At 68.1% G+C, this 25,679-nt stretch carries 25 protein-coding genes and 3 pseudogenes; 13 read left to right on the forward strand and 15 right to left on the reverse strand.

The annotated features are described in order from the left end of the window. Positions 1-82 precede the first annotated feature (82 nt). Entirely contained in the window at positions 83-892 is an 810-nt protein-coding gene (locus K340_RS26850) for a COG4280 domain-containing protein (protein WP_211229213.1), read from the forward strand. After that, positions 889-1,113, forward strand: coding sequence for a hypothetical protein (locus K340_RS0102090; RefSeq protein ID WP_029135485.1), 225 nt, complete (start codon positions 889-891; stop codon positions 1,111-1,113). Before K340_RS26850 ends, K340_RS0102090 begins: the two co-directional genes overlap by 4 nt. A gap of 11 nt (positions 1,114-1,124) precedes the next feature. Here the strand turns inward: K340_RS0102090 and K340_RS0102095 are convergent, their stop codons facing one another. Both K340_RS0102095 and K340_RS0102100 read right to left on the reverse strand, forming a co-directional pair. Then, positions 1,125-2,129: an ATP-grasp domain-containing protein gene (locus K340_RS0102095; RefSeq protein ID WP_211229214.1), complete on the reverse strand. Its 1,005-nt coding sequence runs from the start codon at positions 2,127-2,129 to the stop codon at positions 1,125-1,127. A 5-nt stretch (positions 2,130-2,134) separates the two neighbouring features. Then, positions 2,135-2,551 carry a rhodanese-like domain-containing protein gene (locus K340_RS0102100; RefSeq protein WP_029135487.1) on the reverse strand — a complete coding sequence of 139 codons (417 nt, stop codon included), beginning with the start codon at positions 2,549-2,551 and terminating at the stop codon, positions 2,135-2,137. Positions 2,552-2,736: 185 nt separating this feature from the next. Here K340_RS0102100 and K340_RS36835 point away from each other — a divergent pair, with 185 nt between their 5' ends. After that, entirely contained in the window at positions 2,737-3,582 is an 846-nt protein-coding gene (locus K340_RS36835; protein WP_029135488.1) for an SDR family oxidoreductase, read from the forward strand. Between the two features lie 101 nt (positions 3,583-3,683). Here K340_RS36835 and K340_RS26855 read toward each other — a convergent pair. Next, positions 3,684-4,601: pseudogene (locus K340_RS26855) on the reverse strand (EamA family transporter); the annotation flags it as partial. Between K340_RS26855 and K340_RS0102115 the strand changes: the two are divergent. Next, positions 4,488-5,021 (forward strand): MarR family winged helix-turn-helix transcriptional regulator, encoded by a 534-nt coding sequence (locus K340_RS0102115; protein WP_029135489.1) that lies wholly within the window; start codon positions 4,488-4,490, stop codon positions 5,019-5,021. The pseudogene K340_RS26855 and the gene K340_RS0102115 sit on opposite strands and share 114 nt — an antisense overlap. A 27-nt stretch (positions 5,022-5,048) precedes the next feature. Here K340_RS0102115 and K340_RS0102120 read toward each other — a convergent pair whose 3' ends face one another. Then, the gene (locus tag K340_RS0102120) at positions 5,049-5,942 is read right to left on the reverse strand and encodes a serine hydrolase (RefSeq protein WP_037362223.1); all 894 of its coding nucleotides are present in this window, start codon (positions 5,940-5,942) and stop codon (positions 5,049-5,051) included. 171 nt (positions 5,943-6,113) lie between these two features. Between K340_RS0102120 and K340_RS0102125 the strand changes: the two genes are divergently transcribed. Both K340_RS0102125 and K340_RS0102130 read left to right on the forward strand, forming a co-directional pair. Then, positions 6,114-7,229, forward strand: a complete 1,116-nt coding sequence (locus tag K340_RS0102125; protein ID WP_029135491.1) for a DNA glycosylase AlkZ-like family protein — start codon at positions 6,114-6,116, stop codon at positions 7,227-7,229. 43 nt (positions 7,230-7,272) lie between these two features. Next, positions 7,273-7,650 carry an ankyrin repeat domain-containing protein gene (locus K340_RS0102130; protein ID WP_029135492.1) on the forward strand — a complete coding sequence of 126 codons (378 nt, stop codon included), beginning with the start codon at positions 7,273-7,275 and terminating at the stop codon, positions 7,648-7,650. 78 nt (positions 7,651-7,728) lie between these two features. Here K340_RS0102130 and K340_RS0102135 read toward each other — a convergent pair whose 3' ends face one another. The 3 genes from K340_RS0102135 to K340_RS0102145 form a co-directional block, all read right to left on the reverse strand. After that, positions 7,729-9,243: a catalase gene (locus K340_RS0102135; RefSeq protein ID WP_029135493.1), complete on the reverse strand. Its 1,515-nt coding sequence runs from the start codon at positions 9,241-9,243 to the stop codon at positions 7,729-7,731. Positions 9,244-9,326: 83 nt separating this feature from the next. After that, on the reverse strand, positions 9,327-9,758 hold the full coding sequence (locus K340_RS0102140) for a Fur family transcriptional regulator (RefSeq protein ID WP_029135494.1): 432 nt from the start codon (positions 9,756-9,758) through the stop codon (positions 9,327-9,329). Between the two features lie 69 nt (positions 9,759-9,827). Beyond that, the gene (locus K340_RS0102145) at positions 9,828-10,856 is read right to left on the reverse strand and encodes a P1 family peptidase (protein WP_051264817.1); all 1,029 of its coding nucleotides are present in this window, start codon (positions 10,854-10,856) and stop codon (positions 9,828-9,830) included. Positions 10,857-10,987: 131 nt separating this feature from the next. Between K340_RS0102145 and K340_RS0102150 the strand changes: the two genes are divergently transcribed. From K340_RS0102150 to K340_RS0102160, 3 genes are read left to right on the forward strand one after another with little or no spacing between them, the layout of a single operon-like run. Beyond that, on the forward strand, positions 10,988-11,830 hold the full coding sequence (locus tag K340_RS0102150; RefSeq protein ID WP_029135496.1) for a siderophore-interacting protein: 843 nt from the start codon (positions 10,988-10,990) through the stop codon (positions 11,828-11,830). A gap of 26 nt (positions 11,831-11,856) precedes the next feature. Continuing rightward, positions 11,857-12,792: an MBL fold metallo-hydrolase gene (locus K340_RS26860; RefSeq protein ID WP_051264819.1), complete on the forward strand. Its 936-nt coding sequence runs from the start codon at positions 11,857-11,859 to the stop codon at positions 12,790-12,792. 7 nt (positions 12,793-12,799) lie between these two features. Further along, entirely contained in the window at positions 12,800-14,503 is a 1,704-nt protein-coding gene (locus K340_RS0102160) for an aldehyde dehydrogenase family protein (protein ID WP_029135497.1), read from the forward strand. Positions 14,504-14,519: 16 nt separating this feature from the next. On the opposite strand, the gene K340_RS26865 is transcribed toward K340_RS0102160, so the two are convergent. Genes K340_RS26865 through sigJ form a run of 4 tightly spaced genes read right to left on the reverse strand, consistent with a single transcriptional unit; the run spans position 14,520 to position 19,049 of the window. Beyond that, a complete protein-coding gene (locus K340_RS26865) occupies positions 14,520-15,797 on the reverse strand; it encodes an NADH-quinone oxidoreductase subunit D (RefSeq protein WP_084613928.1) in 1,278 nt (425 codons plus the stop codon). A 22-nt stretch (positions 15,798-15,819) separates the two neighbouring features. Beyond that, the gene (locus tag K340_RS26870; protein ID WP_084613929.1) at positions 15,820-16,449 is read right to left on the reverse strand and encodes a TetR/AcrR family transcriptional regulator; all 630 of its coding nucleotides are present in this window, start codon (positions 16,447-16,449) and stop codon (positions 15,820-15,822) included. Positions 16,450-16,497: 48 nt separating this feature from the next. Continuing rightward, on the reverse strand, positions 16,498-18,027 hold the full coding sequence (locus tag K340_RS26875; protein WP_051264824.1) for an MFS transporter: 1,530 nt from the start codon (positions 18,025-18,027) through the stop codon (positions 16,498-16,500). Beyond that, a complete protein-coding gene (gene sigJ / locus K340_RS26880; protein WP_211229216.1) occupies positions 18,024-19,049 on the reverse strand; it encodes an RNA polymerase sigma factor SigJ in 1,026 nt (341 codons plus the stop codon). Before sigJ ends, K340_RS26875 begins: the two co-directional genes overlap by 4 nt. 57 nt (positions 19,050-19,106) lie before the next feature. Between sigJ and K340_RS37425 the strand changes: the two are divergent. Continuing rightward, positions 19,107-19,293 (forward strand): annotated as a pseudogene (locus K340_RS37425) (hypothetical protein); the annotation flags it as partial. Positions 19,294-19,868: 575 nt separating this feature from the next. Here the strand turns inward: K340_RS37425 and K340_RS37430 are convergent. Both K340_RS37430 and K340_RS0102195 read right to left on the reverse strand, forming a co-directional pair. After that, positions 19,869-20,303: pseudogene (locus K340_RS37430) on the reverse strand (SRPBCC domain-containing protein); the annotation flags it as partial. After that, a complete protein-coding gene (locus K340_RS0102195; RefSeq protein ID WP_029135499.1) occupies positions 20,300-20,614 on the reverse strand; it encodes an ArsR/SmtB family transcription factor in 315 nt (104 codons plus the stop codon). The pseudogene K340_RS37430 and the gene K340_RS0102195, both read right to left, overlap by 4 nt. A 344-nt stretch (positions 20,615-20,958) precedes the next feature. Between K340_RS0102195 and K340_RS33750 the strand changes: the two genes are divergently transcribed. After that, the gene (locus tag K340_RS33750) at positions 20,959-22,392 is read left to right on the forward strand and encodes an eCIS core domain-containing protein (protein WP_051264827.1); all 1,434 of its coding nucleotides are present in this window, start codon (positions 20,959-20,961) and stop codon (positions 22,390-22,392) included. Between the two features lie 20 nt (positions 22,393-22,412). Next, positions 22,413-22,943: a hypothetical protein gene (locus K340_RS0102205; RefSeq protein ID WP_029135500.1), complete on the forward strand. Its 531-nt coding sequence runs from the start codon at positions 22,413-22,415 to the stop codon at positions 22,941-22,943. Between the two features lie 107 nt (positions 22,944-23,050). Here K340_RS0102205 and K340_RS0102210 read toward each other — a convergent pair whose 3' ends face one another. Continuing rightward, positions 23,051-23,821 carry a CYTH domain-containing protein gene (locus tag K340_RS0102210; protein WP_037362224.1) on the reverse strand — a complete coding sequence of 257 codons (771 nt, stop codon included), beginning with the start codon at positions 23,819-23,821 and terminating at the stop codon, positions 23,051-23,053. Between the two features lie 121 nt (positions 23,822-23,942). Beyond that, complete coding sequence (locus tag K340_RS0102215) at positions 23,943-24,725, reverse strand: alpha/beta fold hydrolase (protein ID WP_029135502.1); 783 nt, start codon at positions 24,723-24,725, stop codon at positions 23,943-23,945. A gap of 112 nt (positions 24,726-24,837) precedes the next feature. On the opposite strand from K340_RS0102215, the gene K340_RS0102220 reads away from it, so the two are divergent. Continuing rightward, positions 24,838-25,515 carry a hypothetical protein gene (locus K340_RS0102220; protein ID WP_029135503.1) on the forward strand — a complete coding sequence of 226 codons (678 nt, stop codon included), beginning with the start codon at positions 24,838-24,840 and terminating at the stop codon, positions 25,513-25,515. Positions 25,516-25,679: the final 164 nt, after the last annotated feature.

The following is a 25,679-nucleotide window of genomic DNA, read 5'->3' on the forward strand; positions in this document are numbered from 1 at the left end:
AGCACGTTGTAACTACCTTTATTTGCAACAGTTGCTACATTTCGGCGCTCCGGTAGCGCCGAACATCGAAGGGACGTCCCTTGTGAACGCCGTGACCTGGAGTCTGGTGCTGGCGGTGTTCGTCGCCTGCATCGTCGAGATGGTGGAGGCGACCACCATCGTGATGGCCATGGGATTCACCCGTGGTTGGAAATCCGCGATCGCCGGCACCGTCGTCGCGCTCGTCGCACTGAGCATCTTCACCGCGCTCGCCGGTTATGCGCTGGCGAACTGGCTCCCCGAGGCCGCGCTCCAGTTGGTGATCGGCACGCTGCTGCTGATCTTCGGCCTGCAGTGGCTGCGCAAGGCGATCTACCGCTCATCCGGCCGCAAGGCGTTGCACGACGAGGAGAAGATCTATCAGGAAGAGGTAGCCGCCGCGAAGGCGGCCGGCGAGAGCAAGTCCGGCATCGACATGTTCGGCTTCATGGTCTCGTTCAAGGGCGTGTTCCTCGAGGGCCTGGAAGTCGTCTTCATCGTGCTGACCTTCGGCCTGTCGGCGGACAATATCCCGGCCGCTGCCTACGGGGCGGCGGCGGCCGTGGTGCTGGTCCTGATCCTGGGCATCATCGCCCGCAAGCCGCTGTCGATGATCCCGGAGAACACCCTCAAGTTCGGCGTCGGCCTGCTGCTCACCTCGTTCGGTATCTTCTGGTCCATCGAGGGCCTTGGCATCTTCCGCGACGGCAGCCACAGCCTGGAGTTCCCCGGCGCGGACCTGGCCATCCTGTACTTCCTCGCGCTGGTCATCGTCCTCTGCTGGGCACTGATCAAGATTCTGCGCAAGCCATCGGCGAGCGCGCCGCCCACCGCCCCCACTGACCCGGCCCAGGCCGAGGAGGTCGTCCGATGATCAAGTTTCTCAAGGCATTCGGCCAGTTCTGGTACGACTTCATCATCGGTGACGACTGGAAGATCGCCGTCAGCGTGATTCTCGCCCTGGCCGCGACGCTGGGCCTGTACAAGGCGGGCGTGCCGGAGCCGGCGGTCACCGTCATCGGCGGCGTGCTGGTGCTGATCGCCTTCGTGATCGCGTTGGTCATCGACATCCGTCCCCGATCCAAGAAGGGCTGACGGGCGCCCGCTCAGCGGGACGAGTCGGCCAGCAGCCCACCGAGATAACGGGCGATCTGCCGCGGCCCGGACCGCGGAGCGACCGCCTCGACCGCGGCGTTGTAGTTGGTGTTGGTATTCACGTCATAGGTCACCACCCGACCGTCTGCGGTCTCGATCAGTTCGATGCCCGCCACTTCGATGCCCTGGGCCGCAACGAATCTCAAGTAGGCATCGATCGGCAGCCCGTCGACGTCGGCTCGCAGCGAGAAGATCTGCTCACCGGGTTCCGGCGCCCGGGAGGCGCCGGGCGGGGCGATCGGCCGGCCGTGGGCATCGAGCGCGCAGGCATCCGCCGGACACAGCTGGAAGCCGCCGGCTGTGGTGTCAGCGCGGATGGCATAGACCAGCTCGCCGCCGACGATCTCCACCCTGGTGATGGTCCCGTCGACGGGCGGCAGGTACTCCTGGATCAGGGTGATGCCGTCCACCGGCGCATCCAGTGAGTCGACCGCGCTCGTCAGCTCGTCGAGGTCGGCGAACTTTCGCACGCCCAGACCCTTCCCGCCCTGATTGTGCTTGAGCAGGAACGGCGCAGCCGGGTCTGCCGCGCCAGCGATGAAGTCGGCGGCAGCCGACAGCAGGGGATCGGCGCCGACCACGGCCACCGTGCGCGGCACGTCGATCCCGGCGGCCCGCAGGGCCGTCAATTGGGCTACCTTGCTCACCTCGAGCTCCACGACGGCACGACCGTTGACGGTGCGCCGTCCCGCGGCCTCCAACCAGGACAGCACCGAGCGGGTGAAGTCCTTGGCCAGCGGGTGGTCCCTGGTGTGGCTCGATGCCGAGAATCGGGACCAGAACACGCCCGGCGGAGGATCCTGATCCAACGGCAACACGCCAGCGGTCAGCACCCACTCCACGTACGGCACACCCTCGGCAGCGAAGGCGTCGGCGAAGGGGCCGAACCAGTCCGGGTTCTCGTGGATGGCGTAGACCGCCGGCTCGGCGGACACCGGCAGGGTCGGCTGCGGCACTGCGCTCACCGTTCGACGGCGGCCGGCGGCGCGGTGGGCAGTCCCGCTTGCTGCCAGGCCGGGAAACCGCCCTCGATGTGCACGACGTCGGTGAATCCCTTGTCCCGCAACACCGCGGCCACTGGTCCGGATCCACGGACCGACCCGCAGGCGACCACGATCGGGGTGTCCTTGCCGCTGACCTGGCCAAGCCGATCGGCGGAGCCGTCGTCGAACAACGCATCCAAGGCGTACCGGTCGACGACCGTGGCGCCAGGGATGGTCCCCTGCTTCTGTCGGGTGCCCTCGGACCGGACGTCGATCAGGAACGCGCCGTCGGCCACTTTTGCCGCGGCATCGCCGGCGGTGATCAGCGGGGCGAGCGCGCCGGCCTCCTCCAACGACAGCTCGGTGGCGGGGGCGGCGGCGCTCGAGTCGGTCATCGATCCTCCATCAGGCAGAACTGGGCAGATACTCACTCGGACAACCGGGGGCCCGCGGTCGTCATTCCCGACCCCGGCCGGAACTCGCCGGTGAATCTTCCGTCCCGGCGGAATACCCGGCCCACGGCAGATAGTTGATCGCTCAAGTACGCCTCTGTCATCCAGCCTCTCGAAAAGGACCCCAGATGACCATCGCCGTCACCGGAGCCACCGGCTCCCTCGGTACCCACCTGCTGAACTCGCTGCTGACCACGCAGGAGCCGTCATCGCTGGTCGCCGTCGTTCGTGACCCGGCCAAGGCCACGGATCTCGCCGATCGCGGTGTCGCCGTTCGGGTTGCCTCGTACGACGATCCGGCAGCGTTGCGCGCGGCGTTCGACGGGGTCGACACGCTGATGCTGATCTCCGGCAGCGAACCGGGTCGGCGCCTGGTCCAGCACACCAACGCGATCGACGCGGCCGTAGCCGCCGGCGTCCAGCGGGTCGTCTACACCAGTGCTTCACACGCCGACACCAGCAGCCTGGTGCTCGCACCCGAGCACAAGGCCACCGAGGAATACCTGGCCGCGTCCGGACTGACGTACACCATCCTGCGGAACAATTGGTACAACGAGAACTATCTGCCGAACGTCGAGACGGCGCGGCAGACCGGTGAGCTGGTGGCCGCGGCAGGCGAGGGCCTGGTGGCCAGCGCGTCCAGGGCAGATTTCGCTGAGGGTGCGGCGGCCGTTCTGACCGGCGCCGGTCACGAGAACAAGGTGTACGAGCTCGCCGGCGACACGGCCTGGAACTTCCACGATTTCGCGGCCGTCCTCAGCGAGGTGACCGGCCGGAATGTGGTCTATCGACCGGTCGATGCCACCACGATGGCGGACGAACTCGTCGATTCCGGCCTCGACGAAGGCACTGCGGGGTTCGTGGCGGCGCTGGACGCCAACGTCGCGGCGGGTGCCCTGTCCGATGCGGACCCGACCCTGTCGAGGTTGATCGGCCGGCCGACCACTCCGCTGCTGCAAACCCTGCGGGGCTGAGGCCTCCGCCGCCACCAACGGGACACGACCGGTTGGCCCACCGCGATGCCGATCAGCACCAGGGCCAGCCCGGCGACCTGCCGCAGGCCGAGCAGCTCGCCGCCGACCAGCACGCCGAGCGCCACCCCGGTCACCGGATTGAGCAGGCCGATCAGCCCGACGGTTCCGGCCCGCATCCGGCGCAGCGCGGCGAACCACGCCCAGTTGGCCAGTGCGGTGGCGACCACCACCACGTAGCCGAAGGCCAGCGCCGACGAGGCGTCCAGCACCGGTGGCGCCCCCTCGACCAGCACCGCCACCGGGATCAACATCAGGCCGCCGGCCACCAGCTGCCAGGCCGTCATCGGCAACACGTCGACGTCGTCGCGCCAGCGTTGGGTCAGCACGTAACCGAACGACGACATCACCATGGCGCCGACCGAGGCGGCGACGCCCAACGGATCGATGGCGCCGCTGCCGCCGGCCAGCATCAACACCACCCCGATCACACCGAGCCCGCCACCGGCCAGCGGCAGCGCTTGCGGCCGCTGGGCCAGCAACAGCCAGGCCACAAACATCATCACAATCGGTGCGGTGGCCATGGTGGTCGACGCGATGCCGGACGGGAGCCGTTGCGCCGCAACGTAGATCAGGACGAAGAAGGCGCCGATGTTCAGCAATCCGAGCAGGGCGGACTTCCACCACCACGAACCGCGCGGGCGCTCGCGCCGCAGGGCGAGCAAGATCAGACCGGCCGGAAGCGCCCGGATCACCGAACCCCAGATCGGCGAGTCCGCCGGGAGGTACTGGTTGGTGACGAAGTAGTTCGAGCCCCACGCGATCGGCCCGATCGCGGCGACTGCCGCCCAGCGCAGATTACCTTCCATGGAAGGCAGTATAGCTTCCATGGAAGGTATCGTGTTGCGATGACCGAAGTACCGATGGATGAGCCCGATCACGTCGCGCGGATCCAGCAGGAATGGCGCCGGGAACGCCCGGACCTGGATCCGAGCCCGCAAGGGGTGATCGGCCGGCTGCATCGGATCGCCGGGCAGCTCACCGAGGAACTGCTGGTGGTCTACCGGCGCCACGGGCTGACCGAGGGCGAATTCGACGTGCTGGCCGCGCTCCGCCGGGCCGGCGCTCCCTACGAGCGCACACCGGGCGAGCTGGCCGCCTTCACCATGATCACCACCGGCGGGATGACCAAGCGGATCGACCGACTGGAGGCCGGCGGCCTGGTGACCCGACGGGTCAGCGACGCCGACGGGCGCGGGCGGGTGGTGGCGCTGACCGCCGCCGGCCGACGGCTGATCGATCGTGCCTTCACCGAGCACCTGGCCAATGAACACCGGCTGTTGGAAGGCTTCTCCGCCGACGAACGTCGTCAGCTCGAGGGCCTGCTTGCCGGCTGGCTGGGCCGGATCGAGGGCGTCGGGCCGGACCGCTCCCGGAGCTGACGCGGCCGGTCGGCCTCGCGGCCATGGTCAGCCGGCGTCCCGCAGCGCGTCGACCGCCAGCCGGGCGGTGCTGCCGATCGACGCGTCGACGGCCGGCTGGCGACCGTCGAGGCTGTGCGCCCTGGTGAAGACGGCAACGGCGAACTGTCGTCCGTCCGGATAGGTCACCACGCCCGCCTCGTTCCGGACCGTCGGCAGGGTGCCGGTCTTGGCCGCGAGCTGCAGGCCGTTGTCGAATCCGGACGTCAGCCGATGTGGCCAGATCTGTTGTGCCATCAAGTCTCTGACGATGGCACAGGCATCTGCGGGGGCGGCCCGGTCGGTCCAGATGGCGGCCAGCAGGGCAGACATCTCCCGTGGCGTGGACGAGGTGGTGCGGGCCGGATCCAGCGCGGCCAGGCCGCGGATCTGCTCCGGTGAGGCCGCGTCCAGCACGTCGTCGACGTCGTCGTCGGGATCGACCCCGAGATCGGTGTAGATCGTAGCGAACAGGTCCTCGCAGCAGCCGAGGATCTGCGTCCTGGACAGCTGCAGATCTTCCAGTACCCGATCCACCGCCGGCTGTCCGACCCGATGGAACACCACATCGGTGGCGGCGTTGTCGCTCATGATCAGCATGAACCGGGCCAGGTCGCGCCAACTCATCTCGACGTCGTCGGCACTGCCGGCGGTGCCGATGCCGCCAATGCGATAACGAGCGGTCACGGTGGCCCGTTCGGTCGGGTCGAGCCGTCCGGCGACCACCTCGCGCGCGTAGGCGACGGCCACCGGGATCTTGAAGACGGAGGCGAGCACCACCGGATCGTCGGCGCCGACAGCGATCTCGGGGCCGTCACGGCCGATCTCCCTGGCGTGCAGGAAGCCATCGGCACCGGCCGCGGCAAAGGTCTCCTGAATCCGGTCAACGACGTCGATTCCCATCGGCTCCTGCTCCTCGTCAGTCCCTGCTGTGTGTCCCTGCCATCTTCCTGGGTTGAACGCTATGGTGTCGCGGCCGACCGCGGCTCGTCCGCCGGCCACGACACCCGCGGCCCGATTCGTCCGACCGGACAACTGTGCGGGCCGGCCGGCAGGCATCTAGCGTGGGCAGCCGTGACCATCACCTGGCGGCAGGCCCTCCGCTGGCGGCTGGAACGGCAGTTCCTGACAAATGATGCGGGCGACGCTGCTGGTGCGGTCGAAGACGTCGTCGACAGGCTGACGGCCGTTCCGGCGTGGTCCGGCGATCCGGACTACGCCGTTCGGGCGCGTCACACCGGGTCCGAGCCCGGTGGGATCGATCGTGCCCTTGCCGACGGGCGGCTGGTCAAGGTGTTCGCCTTCCGCGGCGCGACCCATTTGATGACGCCGGATCAGGCCGCCACCCACCTGGCGGTGCGGGCCGCCGGTCGGATGTGGGAACGCACCAGCTGGCAGAGCTACTACGGACTGACGCCACAGGACTGGCCATCGCTGCGGCAGGCGGTCCGCGAGTCGTTGGCCGACGGGCCGCTGACCCTCAACGAGGTTGCCGATGCCGTCGCCGCGCGGGGCCGGTTCCGTCACCTACGCGCTGCCATCGCCGAGGCCAACACCTTCATCAAACCGTTCTGCTGGCAGGGCGACGTCTGCTTCGGCCCCGACCGGCACGGACGGCCGACGCTGATGGCGTTGGCGGACAACCGGTATTGGCCCGGACTGCCCGACCTGGAGACCGCGGGCCGAAGGGCGGTGAAGGGATACCTGTCCGCCTACGGCCCGGCCACACCCGAGCGGCTCCGGTACTGGCTCGAGGAAGGCCTCGGGGCCGGTCGCAAGCGGCTGACCGCCTGGCTCGCGGCACTCGCCGACCAGATCGCCCGGGTCGATCTCGACGGGGACGCCGCCATGGTGTTGGCCGAGCATGCCGACGACCTGGCCTCGACCCGAGCCGCGCCAACGGTCCGGCTCTTGACCGGCCACGATCAGTGGGTACTCGGCCCGGGCACCGCGGACCGTCGGGTGGTGCCGGCGCAGCAGCGGCCGGCGATGACCCGCGGTGCGAACATCGTGATCGCCGACGGCGTGGTCGCCGGCACCTGGAAGGTGGCCGCCGACACGCTGACGGTCTGCTGCTCCGAAAACGGCGCTGCCGGTCGGCGGCCGGACGACCGGGCGCTGGCCGAACAGGCCGAGCACGCCGCGCATCTTCTCGGCCGGCAACTCGACCTGCGGATCGATCGCTGCTGAGCGCCCGGCGGCACGGTGATCGGTGCGGGCCTAGACTTTCCGGATGCACCCGTTGTCCGACGAGCAGAGCGGCAAGATCGTAGCGATGGCAATGGATCTGGCCCGCGCGGGCAGCACCGATCAACTCGTCGAGTTCTTCGAGCACGGGCTGCCGATCGACGTCCAGGACGCCGACGGGAACACTGCGTTGATGCTGGCCGCCTACCACGGTCAGGCCGACACCGTCCGGGCGTTGATCGTCCGGGGCGCGGACGTTGACCTGCGCAACGTGCGCGACCAGTCCCCCATCGCCGGCGCCTTGTTCAAGGGCGCGGACGAGATCGTCGCGCTGCTCCGCAGCGCGGGCGCGGACCTGGATGCCGGCACACCCAGCGCCCGGGCGACCGCCGAGTTGTTCGGCAGGACGGAACTACTGGGCTGACGACCCGGCCCTACCAGCCGAGACGTGCACCAGGAGTGTCCTTCAGCCACACTCCTGGTGCATCTCGTTGCGGGTCCGTCAGACCGGTGCGTTCTCCGGGTTGGGGTCCTTCTCGTCGAGGTTGCCGGCCTTGAGCGCCTCGATCGCCTTGCGGACGCCGGCACCGTACGCCGGATCTGCCTGGGTGCAGTGGTCGATGTGCTTGTCCACGATCGCCTCGGACACCCCGTCGATGGCCCGCGCGGTGTTCTCGAACAACACCTGCTGCTGCTCGGCACTCATCAGCCGGAACAGGTTGCCTGGCTGCTCGAAGTAGTTGTCGTCATCCTCCCGGAAATCCCACCGATCGGCGTCGCCGTCCAGCGCCAAGGCGGGCTCGGCGTACTCCGGCTGAGTCTGGAAGCGGCCGTAGCTGTTCGGCGTGTAACCGGGAGTGCGGCCCTGGTTGCCGTCCACCCGCATCTGACCGTCACGGTGATAGGTGTTCACGTTGAGGGCGCCCCGCGGCTGGTTCACCGGGATCTGGTGGTGATTGATGCCGACCCGATACCGGGCGGCGTCGCCGTAGGAGAACAGCCGGCCCTGCAGCATCCGGTCCGGCGAGACGCCGACCCCCGGCACCAGGTTGGCCGGGGTGAACGCGGCTTGCTCGACATCGGCGAAGTAGTTCTCCGGGTTACGGTTCAGCTCCCACTCGCCCACCTCGATCAGCGGGTAGTCCTTCTTCGACCACACCTTGGTGAGATCGAACGGGTGGAAGCGGTAGGTCGCCGCGTCAGCCTCCGGCATCACCTGGATGAAGAACGTCCACTTCGGGTTGTCGCCACGTTCGATCGCGTCGAACAGATCCCGCTGCGACGACTCACGATCGGCAGCCACCAGTTCGGAGGCCTCCGCGTCGGTCAGGTTCTTGATCCCCTGCTGGGTGCGGAAGTGGAACTTGACCCAGAACCGCTCGTTGTCGGCGTTGACGAAAGAGTAGGTGTGCGAACCGAATCCGTGCATGTGCCGGTATCCGTCCGGGATGCCGCGATCGGACATCACGATGGTCACCTGATGCAGGGCCTCCGGCAGGCCGGTCCAGAAATCCCAGTTGTTCTCGGCCGACCGCAGGTTGGTGCGCGGGTCGCGCTTCACGGCCCGGTTCAGGTCCGGGAAGTGGTGCGGGTCGCGGTGGAAGAACACCGGAGTGTTGTTGCCGACCACATCCCAGTTGCCCTCCTCGGTGTAGAAACGCAGGGCGAAGCCGCGGATGTCGCGCTCGGCGTCGGCCGCACCGCGCTCACCGGCGACGGTGGAGAACCGGGCGAACATCTCCGTCTGCTTGCCGACCTCGGAGAAGATCGCCGCCTTGCTGTACTGCGAAATGTCCTTGGTCACCGTGAAAGTACCGAAGGCGCCCGATCCCTTGGCGTGCATCCGGCGCTCCGGGATCACCTCACGGCTGAAGTGCGCGAGCTTCTCCAGGAACCAGACGTCCTGCAGCAGCAGCGGTCCGCGCTTGCCGGCGGTGATCGCGTTGTCGTTCTCCGGCACCGGGGCACCGGCCGCGGTGGTCATCGGCCTGGTGTTGTCGGTCTGGTTCTGGGTCATGCCTGTTCGCTCCTTGTCGTTGACATCCGTTGTTCTGCAATCTGTTCGGTCTGTTCGGTGGCGCCGATGACGGTCCGGTGGGTTCAGCCGGCCGGAGCTGATGCCGCCTGACACTGCGGGCATCGGCCCCAGTAGGTCACCTCGACCCCATCGATGGCGAAGCCATGGTCCTGGGATGGTTCCAGCCGGACGGCCGGCTGCGGTCCGCCGACGTCGGAGATCCGCCCGCAGGTGCGACAGACCACGTGCTGATGCTCGTCACCGGCCTGCGCCTCGTAGCGCGCGGGTGAGTTCGGCAGGTCGATCCGGCGGGCCAGGTCGGCCGCCACCAGCACCTTGAGCACGTCGTACACCGCCTGGGTGGAGACCGCGCCGGCGCGTTCTCGTACCAGATCGACGATCGTGCCGACGTCGATGTGCGGGTGCTGGCGGATCACCGAGAGCACCGCGACCCTGGGCCCGGTGATACGCAGCCCGGCGCCGCGGAGCAGCTCCTCGACGCCGGGTTCGATCACAGAACCAGTCTGTCACAGATCTGGAACTACTCAAGTATTGGGGTCAATGGCAAGACAGTCTCGCCGGAGTCAGGGCCGCCACACGTCCAACAGCCCGGGCACCACCCGGCCGGACGCGGAGGTCGCCCCGGTGGCCGCCAGCAGCGAGTGCACGATGGCCGCGACCGTCGCCTCCGTCGTCGCGGTGAAGATCGGCGTCAGCTGCCGGTCGGGCAGCAGTCGGCGGTCCGGATCCGCAGTGCCGAACGCGATCGCGTAATCGCCGCTGCCGTGCGCGAACTCGGCGCCGGCCGGCCCCATCGCATACACCGCGCGGCGAGCGATCCGACCCAACTGTCGGGCGTCGACCGGGGCGTCGGTCGCGACCAGCAGGACGCACGAGTTTCCTTCCGGCTCAAGCACTGTGCCGGCCCAAGGCGGATTCGGCAGGCCGGCGATCGGGAGCCGCCCGGAGAAGTTCGTCAGCGCCAGTACGCCGACACTCGCCCCCGTCTCCCCGACTGTGGCGCACCTGGATGCGGTGCCGATGCCGCCCTTGAATCCCATCGTGCTCATCCCGGTGCCGGCGCCGATCGCGCCCTCGCCGGGCCGCTCCGCCGAGGCACCGTCCAGCGCGGCGAACACGTGCTCCGGGGTGATCGGCCGGAGCCGGATATCGGACAGCCCGGCGTCGTTGCACTCGCCGACCACCGGGTTCAGCGTGGTCGTCGCCTGCTGACCTGGCCGCCCCAGCATCCAGGTCACCAGTGCGTCGGCGACCCGGAAGGTCGACAGCGTTGCGGTCAGCAGGATGGGGGTCTCGAGCTCGCCGAGTTCGACCAGTTGGGTGGCCCCGACCAGCTTGCCATGTCCGTTGCCGACGGCCAGGTTCGCCGGCAGCCGCCGGCTGTCGAGTTGGTCGGGAACCACTGCGGTGACGCCGGTCCGGACCGAGGTCCCGTCGGTCACCGTGGTGTGCCCGACCCGGATCCCCGCGACATCGACGATGGCATCCAGCGGGCCGGGTGCGTGCCGACCGGTGAGCAATGGAGCCAACGCCCGGGTCTGCGCGGCGGTCAATCGGTACCTGGCCGTGGCGTCGGGCTGCTGGGTCGTCACCCGAGCGACCCTAGCGCGCCCGTCGTCGGGAGCCGTCACCGCCGACCGGGTCGGACTTAGGGTAGCCTTACAACGCTGGTCCGGCCGGTCCGCGACGCAGTACCGTCGGAAGCTCACCACGAAGGAGACCCGTGCCCGATCGCCCCGCCCGTCCGAGTAAACCGCAGACGGTGCTGGAGGTGATCCGGCGAGAACGCATTGCACCGCACCTGGTGCGGGTCTACGCCGGCGGAGCCGGTTTTGCGGCGTTCCGGCCGAACGAGTTCACCGACAGGTACATCAAGATCCTCTTTGCCAAACCCGAACTCGCCCTGGTGCCGCCGTACGACCTGGCCGAGCTGCGCGGCCGGCTGGATCCCAGCGACCTGCCGGTGACCCGGACATACACCGTCCGCCAGGTGAACACGGCAGAACAATGGCTGTCCATCGACTTCGTCGTCCACGGCGATGAGGGCCTGGCCGGCCCGTGGGCAGCAACGGCGACGCCGGGCGACCTGATCGTTTTCTCCGGCCCGGGCGGCGGCTACTCGCCCGACCCGACGGCGGACTGGCACCTGTTCGCCGGCGACGAGTCCGCGCTGCCGGCGATCGCTGCGGCGCTGGAGGCGCTGCCGGCCGATGCCGAGGGGGTCGCCTTCGTGGAGGTCTACGGGGCGGCCGACGAGATCGTCCTGGAGGCACCCGACGGCGTCGACATCCGATGGGTCCACCGCGGGGACGCCGCCGCCGGCACCTCGACGGTGTTGGCCGACACGATCGCCGACTTCGACTGGCCCACCGGCCGGGTTCAGGTCTTCGCCCATGGCGAGCGGGAATCGATGAAGGCGCTCCGGGCGGTCTTCTTCGATCGGCACCGACTTGAACGCGCCCAGGTGTCCCTGTCCGGGTACTGGGCATACGGTCGTGCGGAGGACCGATTCCAGGCCGAGAAGCGCGAGCCCATCGGCCAGATCCTCGAGGCCGCCGCCCGTTAGAAGGCGGAACCGATCGGAGGGTCGCCATGAAGCGCCGGCACGACATCGACAGCGCAACCGCTCCCGCTGACTCGTCCTCCGGCGACCCACTCGCGGCCAGGCCGGTCGGCGCGAGCGCTGCCTCCCCGCAGCCGCGGCTCACGGTGCTGAACGATGCGTTCGGCAAGGACCCGGCGATGACGAAGGACTGGGGCTATTGCGCGCTGGTCGAGGCAGCCGGCAGACGCATCCTGTTCGACACCGGCAACAGCGGCGAGGTGCTGGCGAGGAACGCCCGGGCGAAGGGCATCGACCTGAGCCGGCTCGACTTCGCCGTCATGTCCCACCGTCACGGCGACCACATGGGCGGGCTGGCCCACCTGCTCAGCGTCAATCCGACGGTCACCGTCTATGCGCCGATCGAGGGCTTCGGCGTCTACGGCTCCACGATGCCCGCCAGTGTTCCCCGGATCGACAGCTCGCTACCCGCGCACGAGCGCTACTTCGACGGAACACGTGAGGGTGCCTGGAGAATGGGTAGTGCGTGGCCGGACGCCCACTTCGAACTGGTGGCCACCACCACCCGGGTGGCGCCGGACGTCACCCTGATCGCACTGGTCTCCGAGAAGCCCGGCACGCTCGAGCTCCGCGAGCTCTCCATGGCCATCGACACCCCCGAGGGCATCGTGCTGGTGGTGGGCTGTGCGCATCCGGGCATCGGCGCCATCGTGCTGGAGGCCACCGCGGTCAACCCGAGGATCCATTGCATCGCCGGTGGCTTGCACCTGCTGGTGGCGACCGACGAAGAGATCGACGCCGTCGTCACCACCCTGCACGACACCTACCGGGTCGAATACCTCGCGCCGGGCCACTGCACCGGCGAGCCGACCCTGAGCGCGGTGAAGAAGGCGTTCGGCGACCACTACCTGTACGCCGGGGTCGGCAGCACGCTAGCGCTGGGCGCCACTCCCGGACCGCGATAATGCACTGGTGACGACCTCGGTGCAGCAAGACTTGATCAACGCACTCGGCGAACTGGCCGAGGGCGAGCAACGCTGGGCGATGGCGGGGCTGCGAACACGGGCCCGGCTGCTCGGCGAGGTGCACGCCACGATGGCCGAGCAGAGCGACGCCTGGGTCGCGGCCGCGTGCCGGGCGAAGTGGCTGGACCCGACGTCACGGTTGGCCGGCGAGGAGTGGCTGAGCGGCCCATACGCGATCCTGACCGCGCTGGATCGGCTGCGCCGGAGCCTGTTGGACCTGTCGCAGGGCATCAGTCCGATCGCTGACCTCACGCTCGGCGTCGCCCCTGGTGGCCGGACCAGCATCCCGGTGATGCCGACGGCCAGGTTCGATCGTTTACTGCTGCACGGCTTTCGCGCCGACGTCTGGTCGCGCCCGGGCATCGGCGCTGATCGAATCCGAGCCGATGCCGGTCTGGCCGCGCGGGCACCGGGACGTACGGCGGGCATCGGTCTGGTGCTCGGCGCCGGCAATGTCAGCTGCATCGGTCCGTTGGACGCACTGTCCGAACTGATCGCCCACAACCGGGTGGCGCTGCTCAAGTTGAACCCGACCCTGGACGCGTTGCTGGAGCCGATGACCCTGGCCTTCGCGCCACTGATAGATCTGGGGGTGCTCCGCATCGTTACAGGTGGCGCCGAGGTCGGTGAGTTCCTGGTCGGCCACCCCGACGTCGCGCACGTGCACATCACCGGCAGCGTCGCCACCCACGACCGGATCGTCTGGGGAACCGGCGAGGACGCCATTGAGCGACGGCGGGCAGGGAAACCGTTGCTGGACAAGCCGATCAGCAGCGAACTGGGTGGCGTGTCACCGATCATGGTGATTCCGGGTCGCTGGTCGGCGGCCGATCTGAAGTTCCAGGCCGAGCACATCGCCACCCAGCGGCTGAACAACGGCGGGTACAACTGCATCGCCGGCCAATTGGTGATGGTCAGCTCCGACTGGCCGCAACGGGCGGCGTTCCTGCAGGCGTTGCGCACTGCACTGGACCGGGCTCCCCGGCGGCCGGCCTGGTACCCGGGCAGCGACGACCGAATGGCCCAGGCGCGGGAGCGCTACCCCACTGCCGAAGCGCTCGGTGACGGCTCCCGGCTGCTGATCGACCTGACCGGGCGCGGCGATCGGGCTGCCGCCGAGACCACCGAGTACTTCGCCCCGGTGCTGGCGGTGATCGACCTGCCGGGCACGGGTCAGGCGTTCCTCGACCGCGCCGTGGAGACGGCCAACAACGATCTGGCCGGCACGCTCGGGGCCAATATCATCGCCTCGCCGAAGACGTTGGCCCAACTCGGTGACGGACTGCTCGACGCGGTTGCCCGGCTGCGCTACGGAACGATCGCTGTCAATGCCTGGACGGCGGTCGGCTTCCTCACTCCCGGCGCCGGCTGGGGAGCGTTCCCCGGCCACACCCTGTTCGACGTGCAGAGCGGGATCGGTGTGGTACACAACGGATTCCTGCTCGATCATGTCGAACGAACGGTGGTTCGCGGGCCGTTCCGCCCGGCCCCGCGGTCGCTGCTGCACGGAGAGTTCGCATTGAGTCCGAAGCCGTTGTGGTTCGTCTCCGCCCGCACCGGGCGGCAAACCGCGACCCGGCTCACCCGATTCGCCGCGCGTCCGTCCTGGCGTGCGTTGCCCGGCCTCCTGGCTTCGGCGCTGCGCGGATGATGCCCGGCCGCCAGCTTCAGCGGTCCACACCGCCCATCACCGGATCGATCGACGCGATCGAGGCGACCACGTCCGGCAACGTTGCGCCCTCGACCATCGCCGGCACCGCCTGCAGGTTCACGAACCCGGGATCGCGCAGATGCACCCGCCACGGCCGGGTGCCGCCGTCGGACACCACGTGGCAGCCCAGCTCACCGCGCGGATTCTCGATCGCCACGAAGGCCTGCCCGGCCGGCACCCGGAAACCCTCGGTCACCAGCTTGAAGTGATGGATCAGCGACTCCATCGACTGACCCATGATCCTCCTGACGTACTCCAACGAGTTGCCCTGACCGTCCGACCCGAGGCCGAGCTGGGCGGGCCAGCCGATCTTCGGATCGCCGACCATCACCGCTCCGGGTTGACGCAACCGCTCCACGCATTGGCGCATGATCCCGAGCGATTCGTGCATCTCGGCGATTCGTAGCCGGAACCGCGCGAAACAGTCGGCCTCGGTGGCGGTCGGCGCCTCGAAGTCGTAGGTCTCGTAGCCGCTGTAGGGCATGGTCTTTCGCAGATCCCACGGGTAACCCGTCGATCGCAGCACCGGACCGGTGACACCGAGCTGGAGACATCCCTCCAGCGGTAGAACGCCGATCCCGACCATCCGACGGTGCCAGATCGGTTGGCCGGTCAGCAGTTTGTCGTACTCCGGGAGTCGCTTGTCCATCACGTCGATGAACTCGCCGACGCGCTCGACCGAGCCGATCGGGATGTCCTGGGCCACCCCACCGGGCCGGATGAACGCCATGTTCATCCGCAGTCCGGTGAGGAACTCCAGCAGATGCAGGGCTTCCTCGCGTTCCCGCCCGGCCATGGTCATTGCGGTGATCGCGCCCAGCTCCATACCGTTGGCGCCGAGCGTCACCAGGTGCGAGGAGATCCGGGTGAGCTCCATCAGCAGCACCCTGATCACCTCGGCCCGCGGCGGCACCTCGATCCCGAGCAACTTCTCCACCGCCAGGCAGTAGGCGGCCTCGTTGAACGCCGGCGACAGATAATCGGCCCGGGTGACGAAGGTGACGCCCTGGGTCCAGGTCCGGTACTCGCAGTTCTTCTCGATACCCGTGTGCAGGTACCCGATCACCGACCGGGCCTGCGTCACCGTCTCGCCCTCGAGCTCGAGGATCAACCGGAGCACCCCGTGGCTGGACGGGTGCTGCGGACCCAGGTTGATGATGACCCGTTCGCCGATCGGTTCGGGGTCACCCGATTCCACTTCGAACGGCGCTGTCCGGAGGTCGATGCCTGCCATGTACCAAATGGTACAGAGGCGGTCAAGGGCGGTGCGGCGGGTTCACCGGCCCGGCCAGCGCCCGCACCCGGCCCAGCGGGTGCGGCGTGCCGAACGAGATCAGGTCGAAACGCGCCATGGCCCGATCTACCGCCGGGCGGTCGCCGGTCAGCAGCAGGTCCTGAAGCAACCCACGGGCAACCGCAAGGTTGAGTCGCGCCTGCCGGCGGGCGACCGCCGGCGTCAGCGTCCGGTCGCGAGACCACATGCGGGTCAGCGCATCCACCCACATGGCGTGATTGCCGGTACGCAGTGGTGCATCGACCTCGTCGGCCCGCATGGCGTGGCTGGCCAACTCGAAGAACAACGGGCCGTACACCGCGGCGACGTCGGCGACGTGGGTCCAATAGCGCCAGGCCAGAATTCGGCCATCCGTTTCGGCGTCTGCCATCAGGGTCTCCAGCAGGTCCCGCTCGTTCTGCTCGAGCACCTCCACCACTGCGACGAGCAGGCCCTCACGGGACCCGAAGTGATACGTCAGCATCCGGTGGCTGGTGCCCAGGGCCGCCGCCATCTGCCGAAAGCTGGTGTGGCCCACCCCGTGGGCGGCCAGGAAATCCACAGCAGCGCCCAGCAATCGATCGCGAGGTGTCGAGGGCGCAGGATCGTCCATGGCTGCAGGGTAATCGCCTGCCGACCGGTCGCCCTCGACCGCCGGCCGCTAGGCCCGGGACAGCTCAGGGCCGCTCTGCGGCTGCCGCTCCGATGCGTTCGTGGCGACCGGGTTTTGCAACGGGCCGCTGCGCAGCAGGCCGAAACAGACGACCGCGCCGACGGCGAAGATGCCTGCCGTCCACCAGAACCCGACCGTGTATCCGCGCACCAGCGACTCCTGTACCAGCCCGGTGTCCGGGCGACCGCCGGGCGCGGCGCCGCCGTTCAGGTGGGCGGTCAGATAACCGGTGGTGGCAGCGGCCGCTACGGTGTTGAGCAGCGCGGTGCCGATCGAACCTCCCAACTGCTGGGCGACGTTGATGGTGGCCGACGCCACCCCGGTGTCGGACGCCGCTGTCCCGAAGGTGCCGGTGTTCAGCGCCGGGGAGAACACCAGACCGAAGCCGATCGCAATCAGGATCATCGGAGGGAGAATCATTGAGGCATAGCCGGAATGCACGCTGATCTGGGTCATCCACACCATGCCCGCCGCCACCAGCAGCATTCCGCCGCCGATCAGCGGCCGCGGACCGGAGCGTGGCATCAGCACGACCTGGCTGACGGCCGCAGCCAGCATCAGCACGACGACCATCGGCAGGAAGGCGAGGCCGGCGGCAACCGGCGAGAATCCGAGGGTGTTCTGCAGGTAATAGGTGACGAACAGGAACGTGCCGAACATGCCGGCGCCGGCGATGAACATCGCCAGATAGGCACCGCCGCGGTTACGATCCAGCACCACCCGCGGCGGCAACAACGGTGCGGCCGCGCGCAACTGCCGCAGCACGAACACGGCCAACAGCACGACGCCGGCCACCAGGAAGCCGTAGGTCGAAGGTGAGTGCCAACTGTGCAGCGCGGCATTCGAGAAGCCGTACACCAGGCAGAACATCGCGCCGGAGACGGCCAGCGCGCCGGGCAGATCCAGCCGCCTGCGCCCGACCACCGGCTGCCTACGCAGCAGCGCCGTCGCCCCGACCAGCGCCAGTCCAGCGAAGACCAGATTCACGTACAGGGTCCACCGCCACGACAGGTATTCGGTCATCACGCCGCCGAGCAGCATGCCGATCGCCCCACCGGAGCCGGCGATGGCGCCGAAGACGCCAAAGGCCTTTCCGCGCTCGCGGGGGTCGGAGAAGGTGGTCGTCAGGATGGACAGCGCCGACGGTGCCATCACCGCGGCGAATGCACCCTGGCAGGCCCTGGCAGCGACGAGCATGCCGAACCCGTTGGCCGCCCCGCCGACCGCGGAGGCCGCGGCGAAACCGGCCAGGCCGACGATGAAGGTGATCCTGCTGCCGACCAGATCGGCGAGTCTGCCGCCGAGCAGCAACAGGCTGCCGAACGCCAGCGCGTAGGCGGTGATCACCCACTGCCGGTCGGCGGACGTGAAGCCCAGTGCCCGCTGCGCCGATGGCAACGCGATGTTCACCACCGTGACGTCGAGGACGACCATCAACTGAGCGAGTCCGACCACTGCCAACAGCAGCCACCGCGTGCGGCTGCCCGGGGCGGGCGAGATGGGCGCGGTCATGGTCATCGTCCTTCCGGTGCGGTGTCCGGGCGGGTCTGCCGAAACCTTCGGGCGGCTAGTGCCTGCGGTGATCCCGAACGATCCAGGACCGGCCCGAGGTGACGGAGCTTGTCGGGGTTGACCACCGAACGGATCGTTTGGATCGCACCGTCGGCCACCTCGAGCTCCACCACGCCGAGCGGCCGCCCGTCCCGGCCGTAGAAAACTGCGCCGGGCCGTGAGTTCACCCAGGCAGGTCGAAGGTGCAGGCCGTTGGTTCGCGGCGAACGGCGCAGCCCCAGCAGGAATCGCAGGACGCGGACCCGTCCGGCCACCGGTACCGCGATCGCCGGCACTTTGCCCCCGCCGTCGCCGTGGAACACCACGTCCGGCGCCAGCGTCGCGATCAGCGCATCCAGATCGCCCCCGGCGGCCGCCTCGAAGAACTGGCGGGCGAGCTCGGCGCCCGCCGCCTGTCGCTCCGGACTCTCCTGGTGGTGGCCGCCTGACCGCCGGCCGGACTCGACGTGCTGGCGGGCGCGGACGAAGATCTGCCGGCAGTTGACCTCGGACTTGCCTACGGTCCTGGCGATCTCCGGGTAGCCGTACCCGAAAACCTCACGCAGCATGAACACCGCGCGCTCGACCGGCGACAGTGCCTCCAGCAGCACGAGGAATGCCATCGTCAGGGAATCGGCCAGCTCGACCCGTTCGGCCGGCCCATCGACCGGAACCACCACCGGCTCCGGCAGCCAGTCCCCCACGTACGTCTCCCGTCGCACCCGCGCGGACTTCAGGTAGTTGATCCCGAGTCGCGTCACCGCGGTGGTCAGGTACGCCTTCGGGTCATCGATCACCGTCCCGGCGTTGCGGGCGCGGGCCAGGCCGAGAAAGGCGTCCTGCACAATGTCTTCGGCGTCGCCGACGGAACCCGTCATTCCGTAGGTGATGGAGAACAGCAGTGGCCGGTATCCGGCCGCGCCCGATGCCTCCGCTTCTCCGGTGGTATCTGCCGACCCGGCAGCGGGTCTGGTCAGGCGAACGTCCACGGTCTCGCTCCTTACATTTTCGTTGGCCTGCTTAAAGACAAGACAGACCTCCGGCTTGTGACATGGCGAGCACATGACGGCACCCACTGGACCGAAAGGACCGCAGGCACAGTGCGGCCCTCCCGGGTCGATCAGTTCCTGGTCGACGGTCGGCGAGGCCGATGTGCAGCGGTGGGTGCGCGGGCGGGCAGACGACCGGATCAATCACGGACGGCTGGGCCCGAAGGGTCTTGTCGGCTGGCAGGGCCAACGTCTTGCCGCGGCCGGTCTGCGTCGATCCGCTGATCATCCCGCACCGGTCACCGCGCCCCATGCCGTGCAGATCTTCCGTTACGCCGAGGAAGGCTCCATCGGCTTCCTGTGGATCTCCGGCACCAACCCGCTGCGCCGCGCCCTGCTCGCTTCAGCGGTGGATCGCCGATCCACTCGCGGCTATGGCAGCGCCGCCCCGGGAAACCCGCGGACCGGGTGCAGCTGGTAGCTGAAGATCCCCGCGCGGACGCCCGGGTCGTCCCGCAACATCTCTTCGGTGTCGGCCGGGGTGGCGGCGAAAATGCCGACACCGGCCAGGTCCGTGTCGTCACCGACCCGCAGCACTATCGGCAGCAGGCCGGCCTCGGACAGCGCCATGTTGCGGCGACCGTGCTCCCAGATGATCGGGTCGACGGTCGGGCGGACGAAGGTATCGGTGGCGCGCAACAGCACTGCCGTGTAGGTCGCTCCGGCAGCCAGACGGGCATGCATGGTCTCGTCGCTGACGACCGGCAGCCGGCGCCCGGCCACGGTGTCGGAGCGCTCGATCCAGGCCGCCAGCGGCGCCAGACTCCAACCGCCGGACACCGCGTCGCGCATGCCTTCCCATCCTTCGCCGTGGCGGTGCAGGTTCTGATGGGTGAGGACCACCCGGGTGCGCTCGGTGGTGATGGCGGTGAAGGTGATCTCGATGTCGCTGGTCCGCTCGGGGTCGGTCTCGATCTCCCAGCGGGTGTTGATGTCCCAGCTGAACCTGACCCGATCGGGCGGCTCGTAGGCCAGCACTCTGGCCCACCGGCACTCGGCGCCGTGGACCCCGCGGTCGATGATGTGCCCGCCGACGAACGGCTCGAAGACCATCTCGGCCAACGGTTCCCGCAGGATGTGCTTGTCCTCGTCCCACCAGGAGCCGATCTCGGCCGTGAAGACCTGGAATGCGCGCGTGATCGGGGCGTCGACCTCGATCGACACGCTGACCGATGTGGAGTCAATGGCGGTCATGGTGTGCCTTTCGATTGCTCGGCCGCCTTCCGGAACGATTCGAGCGACCGCTGCCAGAAGGAGTCGAAGTAGGCCCGGATGATCGCCAGCGCATCCGGGTCGACATGGTAAATGCGTCGGGTTCCGTCGGCCCGGTCGTGGACCAGTCCAACGGACTTGAGCAGCTGCAGGTGCTGCGACACGGCCGACCGGCTGATCGGCAGCTCCCGCGCGATGTCGCTGACCGACGACGGTTCGGCGACCAGGCGCTCGACGATCGCCCGGCGGGTCGGTTCCGCCATGGCCTCAAGGAGCGACGATGCGTTAGTCATTGCTAACGCAAGCTACGACTAACGCAACGGCGTGTCAACCCCGGCGACCGCCGACGATCAAGTCTTGCTGTGATACCTCGAAACACGTAGCGTCTGATGCATTCGCTGGGTTGGAGCAGAGCATGGACGCGTTGTGTTCGGAGCGCAATACCGAGAGCCGGTTGACTCGTTCAAATGCGCAGAACGAGGTGCTAGCGCTCACCACAGGATCAGCTCCCGCAGGCCCAGCCGCCCCAGCCCCGGGACTGGTCCATGGTCAGGTCCAAGCAGCGATCCGCTCCTCGCGACCGGCAGACAACCAAGGTGCCGGAGCCCGGACCAATGGGCCGACCCACCACGTCGCCGTGGGTGCCTACCCTCGTCGCAGCATCGCTGCCGCTCTGCGTCGCGACCGGGGTGTCGTCAGAAACCTGCCGGCCGCGGCAGATCCGCTGGGCGGCACCGAGATTCCGCACGGCGTGCTCGGTGCGCTGCGTCGTCGGGGTGGTGGGCGGGCACTCCCCGCAGAGCTGAACGCCGCGGCCAGCGAAACGCTCGGCCGTGATCTGTCGACCGTTCGCCTGCACACCGACACGCAGGCAGCCACACTGGCAGACTCGGTCCAGGCGGTAGCTTTCACCTACGGAGACGACATCTATTTCTCGGCCGGCAGCTACCGACCTGGAGAACCCGACGGGCAGCGGATCATCGCGCACGAACTGGGTCACGTCGGCCAGTCGGCATCCAGCGCCGCCGGGCAGGTCGGTCTCGCCGACGATCCGGCTGAAGTCGCCGCGGACCGAGCGGCCGTCGGGGTAATTGCGGCGCTTCGCCGTTCGCGGACCAGTAACTCCCCCGGGCCTGCCGAGAGTCACGACAACGGACGAATTCGACCAGGGACCATTCGGCGCATCGCCAGAGACGCGCTCGTTCCCGGCCAGTCCTATCATCTGATCGTGGATGGCGGTCACCGCGTTGCGACTTTCCTCGGCCCCGATACGGTCGGCAGCGATATTCAATACTGGTTCGCCATGGGGCCGACGAGGTTTTATCTGCGACCGGCCGACGGCCAGCTTGTGCTGGACGATGCCGAATGGAAACAGTATGAAAAGGACCAGAAGATGGCAGCGCAGGTCGCGCTTGCACGTAGAGCCGGCGTCACCGACGAGGAAATGCAGTGGGCGCAACGGGTATCAGGGACTCCGAACGAGCTGTACTTCCTGGTCGCGTCCTTGGCGAGGTGGCGCCCTTGCGCCCAGAATACCGTCCTCCCGGCCCAGGTCGTCGCGGCCGGGATTGTCGGACGCCCGGTGTTCACGATCGTTTCGGCGTGTGTCGATCTGGTGCGAAGCGGTCGGGCAGCTCCCGAAGCGGTCCTGGGTATCGTCACGCGATATCTGACCGGACCCCCTCGTGCAAATCTGGTCGGCGAATTCCTCGGCAATGTCCAGCGCCTCGAAGTCTCCGTCGCACAGGGCTTCATCGCCGACTCCGGACGCTGGATGACCAATCTGATGCAGCTCGACAACCTGCTCAAGCTCGTACTCGACGTCCCTGACGTCGCCCGCGGATTGGCCGCGCTCAGGCCCGCCGGCTACGTCTTCACGGCCGGGCAAACCCTGCTCGAGATCGTCAGAGATGCGCCCACAGCGAGTTCCAAATCCTGGTCTGGGTCGCCGGCGAACCTCGTCCCAGTGGAGACTCGGCCTCGAATCGAGCGGAGTGCGGAGAGTTCATCCACTCTTATCGGGCCCAGGCCGGATGGCAGGAGGCGGCCACCTGGATTGTGCGCGACCTAGGACAAGTAGGCCTCAACCGGATGGCAATCCACAACTATGTCACCGGCAACGGCACTGTCCTGGATCCTGCAACACTCCATCAACGCTTCGTCGCCATCCGCCGCGCGAACGGCGATGCGCAGGCAGCGGACGTCGGTCTGTTGGCAGCCTTCAGCGAGGACGACGCTCGGCGAATCCTCGGAAGCTCCCAGGTTCCGCGCAAGCACACCGCTGCCAAAAGCCGGGAGGCCGAAGCCAGCGCTCGATACCGTGGAGAGGGAACTACCGGCAACTCCTGCACGATGTCCGGAACTGCCACGCTCGGGCGGCAATTGCATCGCGTCATCCTGCATTATCGAGCCGAAATCGCGAATCTTCCGAACGGCCAGACCACCAGGCTGATGGAGTTGGACATCGACGCTGACGAAGGGATCTGGGTGCGCGACGGCCAAGCCGGCGCGGCAGCTCGACTGGTGCGTTGGGTCAGCCTCGAAGTGGTGATCGCCAAAGACCCCAGGGGGAATCTGGTCCTGGTCCATGCACAACCGAACGCACGGCCCGCAAAGAAGTAACACCGGACGCATTCGGTTCATCGCAGCTCACCGGCCTCGTTGACCCGGATCACGGTCCGATCGGCCAGGACTCCGGGCCGGGGCCCTCTCGCTGCCGCGCGACCTCGTCAGACCTGTAGCGCCTGAAGCTCTTTCGAAAAGAACTTCAGCGCCGTCCGGGTCTTGGTCTGCTGCCTTCCGCTCAGCGAGATCCCCCTCGCCTCAAGAAACTGCCTGCCCTCCAGCCCGACGGCCATGGCCTCGCCCGGACGGCACTTCGTCGAGAGCTCGACGACCCGGCTGCCGTCCGGGTACATCCACATCTCGACCACCAGCTTCCGGTTCAGCGGCTCCGGCCGGAGCACGAGCTTGAGCACGAAGATCGGGCCGAGAACAGCCAGATCGTCAAGCGCGAGGCCGTCGGGCGCGTGCGCGGCGAAGAATGCGCGCTGGGCCTTCGAGAAGACCTTGTGCAGCGGTTTCTGCCCGGCCGCTGCCGCGCCCACGTCGGTCGAGGCGAGCCGATGCTTGAGCGAGGCAGAGCACACATACCCGCCCGGCATGGCGTCGACCTCAACGACGAACTCGGGTGATCTGCGCAGGTCTGACGGCAGGTCGGACGGCTTGACCGGACGCAGTTTGACCACGGAGTCGTCGCCACGCCCCTGGACCCGGCGAGCCCGCACGACGACGCCGGCGGCATCGAGCCGGAGGTCCGGCGTGTCGAAGAAGAACACCTGGCGGATCTGGGCCTGCAGCGGGTCCACCCCGAGTGCCGCCCCGGCCGACCGGTAGGCGTGGTCGGGAACCGTCATCTTCAGCTCGATGCTGTCGGACTCCCGCACCAACTCGAGGACTTCGACGAGCTGGTCGCTGATCAGGCGTGTTGCGGCGGTCATATCGGCTCCCACTCTGGTGGACGACCGTCACTGGTGGGTACCACCCGAGCGACGGCTGGATGACGCTTCTCAGGCAACCCCCCGACAGGCTGCTGGGCATCACCCGATCGGGATGATCAGCTCATACGCTGTGTCGCCCGACGCGCGCCAGCCATTCGGCGAGCAAGGCCCGCAGCAATGCCGGCTGCTCGTGAGGCAGCGCATGTCCGGCATCGTCCACCACGGCGAGCGAGGCGCGCGGATATTGGTCGACCAGGTCGGCAGCAGCGGCGTATCCGACCGTCGAATCCAGCCGTCCGGCGACGATCACCGTCGGGCCGGGGTAGGCCGGGGCGGGATCGACTGCCAGTACCCACCGTTCGCCGATCCGATCGAGCGCCGTCTGGTCCACCAGCGGTGCCGCAGGTGCGACGAAGCGTTCGTACCGCTCGAGCATCTCCGGGGTCTGCATCACGAAATAGCTCCGGAAGACCTCGTCGCCCAGCTCATCCGCTGCGACGACAGCGCGATGCTCCGGGACGTCGCGCGCCCCCGGCAGCAAAGGACAGATCAACGCCAACCCGGCGACCCGCTCAGCGCGTCGGGCGGCCATCGCCTGGGCGTAGTAGGCGCCCGCCGAGTGCCCGACGATCAGGTACCCGGTCCCGCCGGATACCTGCTCGGCAAAGTCGAGCAGGGTATCGAGTACATCGTCGGCGCTGCACAGTGTTTCGGGAGCGGGTGTAGCGCCCATCCCCGGCAGGTCAGGATAGATGCGCCGCCACCCGGCGACTGCCCCGAGGGCCGGCTCGAAACAGGACTCGGCCTCGCGGTGATCGACGCCAGCGCCGTGCAGTACCAGCACCGGTCGACCAGCCCCGTGTTCCACGTAGTGGACGACCGTCTCGCCGGCTCGGATCTCCATCAGCGCACGCCGTCGCCTATAGATACAGGCGCCTTCCGGCTGTTATCCAAACACCAAGGAACTGCCGGCACAAGACCGGTGACAAACCTGCCCGATTCACTACCGTGTCCACATGAACGAAGCGATGCCGACAGTCTTCGCACGGTTCGAGGAGTTCCCGCTGACAGCCCGGCCTCGGCCCGTGATCTTGCTCGAGGACCCGGCGAGAATCGGCGACCGCGGGTTCGTCGACGCCGATGCGAAGAATGCTTGGCTGGATGGCGCCATCGAGCCGGCAGTCCCCCTGGCCGCCGGCATCCTCGACCTGCTCACCGGCGGGCGGCGCCCGGACGGCGATATCACCCCGTTGACGATCACGGCGAGCAGTCCGGTCACACAGTCGTTTCGCTGCGACCGGGGCGGCCGGCGGCTTCCGGCGTACCGCCTGACGATAACCGGAATGCCTCAACCAGTCATCGTGATCGACCCGACCGTCGACATCTGGTGGCCGCCGACGGGTGCCCTCGCAACGACCGTGCAGGATTCTGGTTGGGCATACATCGCCGATCACGGCAGGACGCTCCAGATCCCAGCTTCCGGTGGGTTCCTGACCAGATTCCATGGTGCCGAATTCGACGAACACGAGACTTACGTGGTCGGCAGGGCGATCACCAGCAGGCGAACGACCACGGCTACAGCGATCCCTCTTTCCCGGATCGGAACACGAGTCACCGGTCGTCTGCAGAATCCGCTGGGCGACCGGGTGCTTCTTCGATCGGACGGACATCCCCTGGGAGTGCGCCGAATGTAGGCAGAGCCGTTTGGCGCGCCGTGGTCGGACACCAAACTGCTCGATTGCACTGGGAGTCACCGGATGGACAAACCCGTGATCATGGGGCTAACCGCCGCTCATCCGCTTGGCCTATTGACCTGAAACGCCGTTTCGGGTTTGGATTGGTCGGCAATCGTCCACCC

The organism is Nakamurella lactea DSM 19367 (assembly GCF_000426645.1).
GTDB classification, from domain to species: domain Bacteria; phylum Actinomycetota; class Actinomycetes; order Mycobacteriales; family Nakamurellaceae; genus Nakamurella; species Nakamurella lactea.